This window comes from Pseudomonas sp. S12(2018), assembly GCF_024355235.1.
GTDB lineage: Bacteria > Pseudomonadota > Gammaproteobacteria > Pseudomonadales > Pseudomonadaceae > Aquipseudomonas > Aquipseudomonas palmensis.
Genome location: NZ_QLAD01000017.1, coordinates 1 through 8639, shown reverse-complemented (window position 1 = coordinate 8639; position 8639 = coordinate 1). Strand labels below are relative to the sequence as shown.

General features: G+C 63.9%; 3 protein-coding genes. 1 reads left to right on the top strand and 2 read right to left on the bottom strand.

Translation table 11 applies throughout. The features are described 5' to 3' along the window. The coding region (locus tag DN388_RS25210) for a TonB-dependent siderophore receptor (RefSeq protein WP_255002843.1) at positions 1-1968 on the top strand (1968 nt) is incomplete at its 5' end. Between the two features lie 63 nt (positions 1969-2031). Here DN388_RS25210 and DN388_RS25205 read toward each other — a convergent pair. Then, entirely contained in the window at positions 2032-2988 is a 957-nt protein-coding gene (locus DN388_RS25205) for an alpha/beta hydrolase (RefSeq protein WP_104572900.1), read from the bottom strand. Between the two features lie 61 nt (positions 2989-3049). Further along, positions 3050-8620 (bottom strand): non-ribosomal peptide synthetase, encoded by a 5571-nt coding sequence (locus DN388_RS25200; protein WP_255002840.1) that lies wholly within the window; start codon positions 8618-8620, stop codon positions 3050-3052. Between the last annotated feature and the right edge of the window lie 19 nt (positions 8621-8639).

Here is an 8639-nt window from a genome sequence, read left to right as displayed (position 1 = left end):
GCACCAGGCATTACCGTGCAGAATTCCACCGACCGGCTGTCGACCTACTTTTCTCGAGGTTTTGCCATCGAGAACATCCAGATCGATGGAGCGGCGCCCATGGCCCTGGGTACCACGGCAGGCAGCTTCTACTCGAACAAGAACTACAACCTGGTAGAGTTCGATCACGTCGAAGTCCTGCGTGGGGCCTCGGGTCTTTTCGGCGGCACTGGCGATCCGGGCGGCATCATCAACCTTGTGCGCAAGCGCCCATTGGACACCTATCAATTGAAGGTCGAGGCATCGGCCGGTTCCTGGGACAACTACCGTACGCAACTGGATGTCACCGGCCCTATGGCCTTCGACGGAAAACTGCGCGGACGATTGGTCACCGCCTACACGGACCGGCAGTATTTTCTCGACGAACGAAGCACCGAGCTGCCCACGATCTACGGTGTGCTCGAGGCCGACGTGCTGCCCGGCACTCGCCTGACCGTGGGCGGGCGTTACGAGCGTATTCATGAAAACGGTTCGGGAACCGGGCTTCCGCGTTTCAGCACCGGCGGTGATCTGGGCCTGCCACGCCATACCAACCTGAGCCAGAGCTGGGCTTATCAGGATGGCCGCTCGCAGGAACTGTTCGCCAAGATCGACCATGAATTGTCTGACCGCTGGAAAGTGAACCTGAGCTATACCCAGACGCAAGATGTGGGTATGAAAAAAGGCTCCTTTTCCGTGGGCGCGCTCAACCCGGTCACCGGGCTCGGCCCGATGTGGCTCGGTTCGAACTCTCGCTATCGGAGCGACCAGCAACTGTGGGACGTGAACGTTGCCGGAAAATTCGACCTGCTGGGCCGTGAGCATGAATTCCTCATGGGCGCCGACCATCAGCGCATCACCAGCCGCTGGCAGGGTACGCCACAATTGGCCGGTGCCTTTGGCGCCATCGATGTCTACGACCCGAAGTCGACCCCCTGGATCGAACCACCTATCCGCAAGGACTGGGTCAGCGACTATGACCCCAACTCGCAAGTGCAGTACGGGCTCTACTCCACGTTGCGGTTGCACGTTGCCGATCCGCTGCACCTGATCGTCGGCGCCCGGGTGCAACGCTACAAGTTCGACCAGGTCTACCGCGAGTTCGATGGCAGCACCGGGGCGTGGTCAGTGGCCTCGGACGTGTCGGTCCGTGAACCGACGAAGGTCGTGCCCTATGGCGGTGTTGTGTATGACCTGAATGAGGAGTGGTCGGCATACGCCAGCTACTCGGAAATCTTCAAGCCGCAGCAAAGCAACCTTCAAGGACCGCTGCCGGGCAGCCCGGTCGAGGCCATGACCGGTGAAACCTATGAAACCGGTATCAAGGGCGAGTTGTTCGGCGGTGCGTTGAACACCTCGATCGCGCTGTACTACACCAAGCGCGAAAACCAGGCCGTCGAAGACCCTGCCTACCCGTTGACCTCGGTGCTGTTCGGAGGCAACTGCTGCTACCTGACCCAGGGCAAGGTGGTCAGCAAGGGCATCGACCTTGAGGTCAGTGGTGAGGTGTTGCCGGACTGGAGCGTCATTGCCGGCTATACCTACAACAACAACCGTAACCGCAACAACGGTGATGTGTTCAGCGGGGTCACGCCCAAACACCTGTTCAAACTGTGGTCGACCTACCGTCTGCCGGGCGACTTCAATGACCTGAAGATAGGCGGTGGGGTCAATCTCCAGAGCGCGAACTATGTCAACGGTTCGGCATCGGTACTGGACCCTGCCACCGGCGCAGTGGTGGGCAACGAGCGCTACGAATACCGCCAGGCCGGCTATGCGGTGTGGAATGCCATGGCGGAGTACCGGCTTGATGATCACTGGTCGGTGCTTTACAACCTCAACAACGCGTTTGACAAGAAGTACTACTCCACTGTCGGCTCCTCGGCACTGGGCAACTGGTACGGCGATCCGCGCAATCACATGCTGACGTTGCGTGGTACGTTCTGGTAATCGCCAACGCCACAAAAAAGCCCGCAACGCTGCGGGCTTTTTCATGGGCGCCACCTGCCTCGACTACAGCGAGGCCAACCAGCGGTCCACCGCCGTATAGATCGCCTCGACATCCGCCACAATCCCGCCCATGCGCAGAAAATCGTGGGTCAGCCCCTGCTGCACCTTCAACGTCACCGAAGTACCGCTGGCCTCCAGCAGGCGGGCGTACTCCAGCCCTTCGTCAAACAGCGGGTCGTATTCGGCCAGGCTCACATACGCCGGGGCCAGTTCGCCCAGCCCGCTGGCCAGCAACGGCGAGACGCGCCAGTCCAGGTGCTGCGCCGGGTCGGCACTGTAATGGTGGTAGAACCATTCCAGCGTGGCGGTCTCGAGCAGGTAGTCCTGGGCATAGCGGCGATGCGAGTCGCGCTGGCGCGAGGTATCGGTGACCGGATAGAACAGTAGCTGCGCCCTGGGCTTGAGCTGCAACGCCTGTGGCTGCTTGACCGCCGTGATCGCCAGCACGGTGGCCAGGGTGGCGCCGACGCTGTCGCCCGCGAGTGTCACCCGCTGGTTGTCCAGGTGCAGCGCCGTGGCCTGTTCAGCCAGCCAGTTGGCGGCATCCAGCGCATCATGCACGGCGGTCGGGAACGGGTATTGCGGGGCCAGCCGGTAAGCCGGCGCCAGCACCGCCTGGCGCCCGCTTGCTGCCAGGCGGCGGCAGATGGAGTCATGGGAGTCCAGGCTGCCGACCACATAACCGCCACCATGAAAGAACAGCAGCGTTGGCAGCAACGCCGTGTCGCTGGCATCGGCGCGGTAAAGACGCGCCGCGATGGACTGGCCGTCGCGGGTTGGAATGCTCAGGGTAGTGACGTTGATGGCGCCTGGCGGGCAGGGGTCGAGCACTTGCGAGGTGGTTTCGAACTGCGTGCGCGCCAGTGCCAGATCAAGTTCGTGCAGCGCGCTGCTCTTGCCACTCAGGCGGCCCATCTGGGCCAGTTCTAGGAAGCCTTCGAGGTCGGGATCCAGAGGCATGTAGAGGTTCCTTGCAAAGCTATCGGTAAGCGCCGCCCCGGCTGACGGGGCGGCGGTGGTATCAACAGGTGACGCTGTGGCTTTCCTGCAACTGCTCCAGCACGCGGCGCAGCAGCTCGGGATGCTTGAGCATGTCGTAATGGCCGGCGGCCACCGGTTCGTTGAGTTGCGCCTGCACCAGGCGCAGCTGGGTCTGGCCTGCGCCGGCCCTGGCCCACCAGCACTGCGCTGGCACCTGCGTTGCGGGGAGCCCCTCGATGGCCTCGGACAATGCCTTGAGTTTCATGGCTACACGGAAGGTATGGGCCAGTTCTTCAGCGCCGATGGAGGCGAACGCCGAGGCGCTGATGACCTGGGCCTGCACCTGGGCAATCACCGTTTCGAGGTGGTTGGCAGGGCTGCTGGCGCGCACCTGCAACACCGGCAGCGCGTCACTTGGCACGCCCATGATGACACCCAGGAAGCTGCCAAGGTCTTCGCTCCAGTCCTCATCGGCTGCAGGCTGCGCAGGCGCAGATGACGGCAGAAAGCTGTCCACCAGGCCGAGGAAACCCACCCGCTGGCCCTGTTTCTCAAGCTCTTGCGCGACCAGCACCGCCAGGGTGCCGCCCAGTGACCAACCCAGCAGGTGGTAAGGACCGCTGGCCTGTTTCTGGCGGATGTACTGGGCATAGTCGATGGCCATGGCCTCGAGGGATTCGTCTTCCCAGCTACGCTCCAGCAGCATTCGACATTGCAGGCCATACACGCTGCGCTGGCCTTCCAGGCGGCGAGCCAGCGGCTCGTAGTCGAATACCGTGCCGAAGCCTGCGTGCAGGCAGAACAGCGGCCGCGCCTGTTCGACCGGGCTGTTGAGCAACAGCAACGGGTCGAGGGAAGACACCTGGGCCTCGTAGCCCGACAGCTCGGCGATGGTCGGCTTGCCGATCAGGTCGCGCAGTTTCAGTTCGATGCCCAGCTCCGGCTGGCTACGTACCCTGGACAGCACCTTGAGCACACGCAGCGAGTCGCCCCCCAGTTCGAAGAAGTTGTCGGTAACGCCAACCTGTTCGACCTCCAGCACCTGTTGCCAGATGGCCGCCAGGCCCTGCTCCAGCGTGTTGCGCGGGGCGATGAAGGCACGCGCCTTGAAGTCCGGATCGGGCAGGGCCTTGCGGTCGAGCTTGCCGTTGGGGTTGAGCGGGAAGGCGGCCAGCGCGAGGATCTGCGCCGGTACCATGTAGTCGGGCAGCTCGACCTGCAGTGCACCGCGCAGGCGTTCGCCCAGGTCACCGGCGTCGTCCGCCACCACGTAGCCGATCAGTTGCTTGCCGGCGCCGGTTTCACGTGCAACCACCACCGCGTCGGTCACCCCGGGTTGCTGGCGCAGGCGCGATTCGATTTCGCCCAGCTCAATGCGGAAACCGCGCACCTTGACCTGATTGTCCAGTCGGCCGAGGTAGTCGAACACGCCGTCGGCGCGCTGGCGCACCAGGTCACCGGTGCGGTACAGGCGGCTGCCATCGCCCGCGAACGGGTCGGCAACGAAGCGTTCGGCGCTGAGCCCGGGACGCTGGTGATAGCCGCGCGCCACGCCTTCGCCACCGAGGTACAGCTCGCCGGCCACGCCGTCGGGCACCGGGTTGAGCTGGTCGTCGAGTACGTACAGGGTACGTCGACCCACGCGGGTGCCGATGGGCGCATACACCGCACCGCACTGCTGGCTGGCGTCGACTTTCCACAGCAACGGCGTGACCACGGTTTCGGTGGGGCCGTAGCCGTTGGTGAGATAGGCCGGCTTGAGTGCACGCTTGACCAGCTCGAAGTTGGCCTCGGCCACCGCGTCACCACCAAAGCAGTACACCCGCACCGCCGGTGGCGGCGCTTCGACGCTGACGGCGTATTCGGCCAGTTGCTGCAGGTAGGCGGGCGGGAAGCAGGCGATATCGATGCTGTGCGCGTGCAGGGCCTGCCAGGTTTCCTCGGCAGTCCACAGGCGGTTGTCGCGCAGCACCAGCTGGCCGCCGCCGAGCAGGGTCGACTGCCAGCGTTCCTGGGCACCGTCGAAGGCGAACGACATGAACAGCAGCTCGCGGGTGCTGGCGTCCATCGCGTAGCGCTCGGCAATCGCCAGACAGTGCATGCGGATCTGCCCGTGGCTGACGGCCACTCCTTTGGGCTTGCCGGTGGAGCCGGAGGTGTAGATCAGGTAGGCGAGGTTGTCCGCGTCGGCGCGAGGCGCCGGGCAACTGGCGGGGTAGGTGTCCAGGGCCAGATGGTCAAGTGTGATCAGGGTGCCGGCACCGGCATCGGCAAACCGGTGCTGGAGTGAGCGTTGCGTCAGCAGCACCGGCATGCGCGCGTCTTCGACGATCCACTTGACGCGCTCCTGCGGGTAGTCGATGTCGAGCGGAACGTAGGCTGCGCCGGTCTTCATCACGGCATAGAACGCCACGATCACGTCGACCGAACGCTCCAGGGCAATGCCGACGCACACTTCAGGGCCGATGCCCTGCGCGATCAGGTGATGGGCCAGCCGGTTGGCGCGGGTTTCCAGTTCGCCGTAGCTCAACTGCACATCGGCGCAGGTGACCGCGATACGCTGCGGCTGCCGTTCGGCATGGCTGCGGATGCACTCGGCCAGCAGCGCCGGGTCGTGGCTCGGCGGCGCCAGTTGATTGTGTTGTGCAAGTGCCTGCTGTTCGTCGGCACTGAGCATCGACAGGCTGCCCAGGGTTGCTTGAGGGTTGTCGAGCAGGGCATCGAGCAAGGTTTCGAAGCTGGTGCGGATCTGCGCCGTGGCAGCCTCTGTGAAGCGGTTGCGCAGGTAGAGGAACTCGATCTTGAGGGTGCGGCCCAGGTTGATCGCCAGGTCCATGGCGAAGTTGGTGACGTCACGACTGTTCACCTCGCCAAAGCTCAACTGGTTCTGCTCGGCTTCCTGCAGACGGTCGTCCACCGGGTAGTTTTCGAACACGATGATGCTGTCGAACAGTGCCTGGCCGTTCTGCCCCGACCAGCGCTGCACGTCGGCCAGCGAGGCATGCTCCTGGTCACGAACCTCCAGGTTGTAGGTTTGCAGTGCTTGCAGCCACTGCGCCAGCGGCATGTGCGGCTGCGGGGTCTGAATGATCGGCAGGGTATTGATGAACAGCCCGAGCATTTCCTCGGCACCGGGCAGGCTGGCCGGGCGACCGGCCACGGTGGCGCCGAAGCACACGGTGGGCTGGCCGGTGTAGCGTTGCAACAGCAGCAGCCATACGGCTTGGATCAGTGTGTTGGGCGTGATACGCAGGCGCTGGGTCTGTTCGCGCAGGCGCTGGGTGCGTGCTTCGTCCCAGTGCAGGTACAGCGCTGCATGCCCTTGCAGGTCGCCGGCCGGACGCGGTGCAATGCTGCCGGCCAGCAGGGTCGGGCCTTCAAGGTCGTGCAGCTTGTGTTTCCAGAACTGCTCCAGGCTGGCCTGGGACTGATTCTGCAGCCATTGGATATGGTCGCGATATTGCCCGCGCTTTGCCGGTGGCGTGCGCCCGTGGTACAGCTCCAGCACTTCGCCGAGCAGGCGCGAGCTGGACCAACCGTCCATCAGGATGTGGTGGCTGGTCCAGATCAGGTGGTGCTTGTGCTCGCCCAGGTCGATCAGCGTCAGGCGCGTCAACGGCGCCTGCAGCAGATCGAAGCCTTCGGCGCAGTCCGCTTCAAGGATACGTTGCAGGGCCTTTTCATCGAACGTCGCGGCTTGCCTGGCCAAGCGACGCACCGGCAGGGTGGCGTGCTTGTACACCACTTGCAGCGGCTCATTCAGCTCGCTGGCCGACCAGAACCCGGTGCGCAGGATTTCATGGCGGGCAATCGCGGTGTTCCAGGCCGCGATGAACCGTTCGGGGTCCAACCCGATAACCGGTACGCTCATCTGGTTGATGTAGAGGCTGGCCTCGTTGGACTCCAGCGTGTGAAACAGCATGCCTTGCTGCATGGGCGAGAGTGGGTAGAGGTCCTGCACGTCGCTGCACGGTACTGGCAAACGGTCCAGTTGCGGCTGGCTAAGACGCGCCAGCGCGAAGTCCGATGGCGTCAGCCCCCTGTGCTGCGGGTCGCGACAATGCGCAATGACGGCCGCCAGTTCCAGGCAGAAGGCATCGGCCAGTTGCTGAACCGTCGCCTCCTCGAACATTTCGCTGCTGAAGCTCCAGTTCATGCTCAACTCGCCGCCATACACCTGGCCGTTGAGCGACAGCCAGTTGCCCAGCGTTGCGTGCGCACTCTGGTTGGCGCCGGTGCTTTCAGCGGCCGGTGCGAACAGCGCGCCCTCATTGCTGTCGAAGCTGGCGTCGAACTGGCCCAGGTAGTTGAAGGTGATGCGTGGGACGGGCAGTTCGCCCAGGGCCTGACGCGCGCTCCCATCGCCAAGAAAGCGCAGTGCGCCGTAGCCGATGCCCTTGTTGGGAATGGCGCGCAGCTGTTCCTTGATTGCCTTGATCGACTCGCCCATACCGCTGGCGGGGGTGAGCTTGACCGGGAACACGCTGGTGAACCAACCCACGGTACGGGTCAGGTCGATCGTGTCGAACAGGTCTTCGCGGCCATGGCCTTCCAGCTCGATCAGGCTGCTTGGCGAGCCGCTCCAACGGCCGATCACGCGTGCCAGTGCGGTCAGCAGCAAATCGTTGATCTGTGTGCGATAGGCCGCCGGTGCCTCCTGCAGCAGTTGGCGGGTGAGCTGCGTGTCGAGGCGGCTTTGCACGCTGCGTGCGTGGCGGTTCAGCAAGCTGCCGTTTGGGCGCTCGCAGGGCAGTGTGGTGGGTACATCCTGCAGTTGCGCCTGCCAGTAGTGCAGTTCCTTTTGCAGGGCCTCGCTGTGTGCATAGCCTTGCAACTGCTCGGCCCAGGCCTTGACCGAGCTGGTTTTGCCCGGCAGTTTCGTCGGCTGGTTTACCAGCCGTTGCTGGTAGGCCAGTTGCAGGTCTTCGAAGAGGATGCGCCACGACACGCCATCCACCGCCAGGTGGTGAATGACCAACAGCAGGCGCTGCTGGCCATCGGGCAGGGTCGCCAGCAGGGCGCGCAGCAGCGGGCCTTGCTGGATGTTCAGGCTGGCCTGGGCGCGATTGGCCCATTCGTTGAGCGCAGGCTCGTCAGCGACTTCGGCCTGCCACAGCAATTTGCAGGTCGGGTCCACTGGCAGGTAGCGAGCCCCTGGATGTTCGCCGTCGAGGGAGAACACCAGGCGCAAGGCATCGTGGTGTTCCAGCAGCGCGTGCAAGGCATGGTCCAGTACGGCTGCATCCAGCGGCCTGGATGGTTCGAGCATCACCGATTGATTGAAGTGATGCGGTTCGGGGGTATCGCTGAGCAAGAACAGTTGCTGGATCGGCAGCAGGGGCGTGGTGCCGAGCACGGGGCCCTGATCGATCTGCTGCGTGGTGTCGGCGACCTGCGCGACACTGGCCAGGCTCTTGATGGTCTGGTGCTGGAACAGGTCTTTGGCGCTGAAGCGGATCCCGCTCTGGCGGGCACGGCTGACCACCTGGATCGAGATGATCGAGTCGCCACCGAGCTCGAAGAAGTTGTCGTCCAGACCAATGCGCGGCAGCTTGAGCACGTCTTGCCACAAGGTGGCGATGCGTTTTTCCATTTCGGTCTGCGGTGCCACGTATTCACGCTGCAGCAAG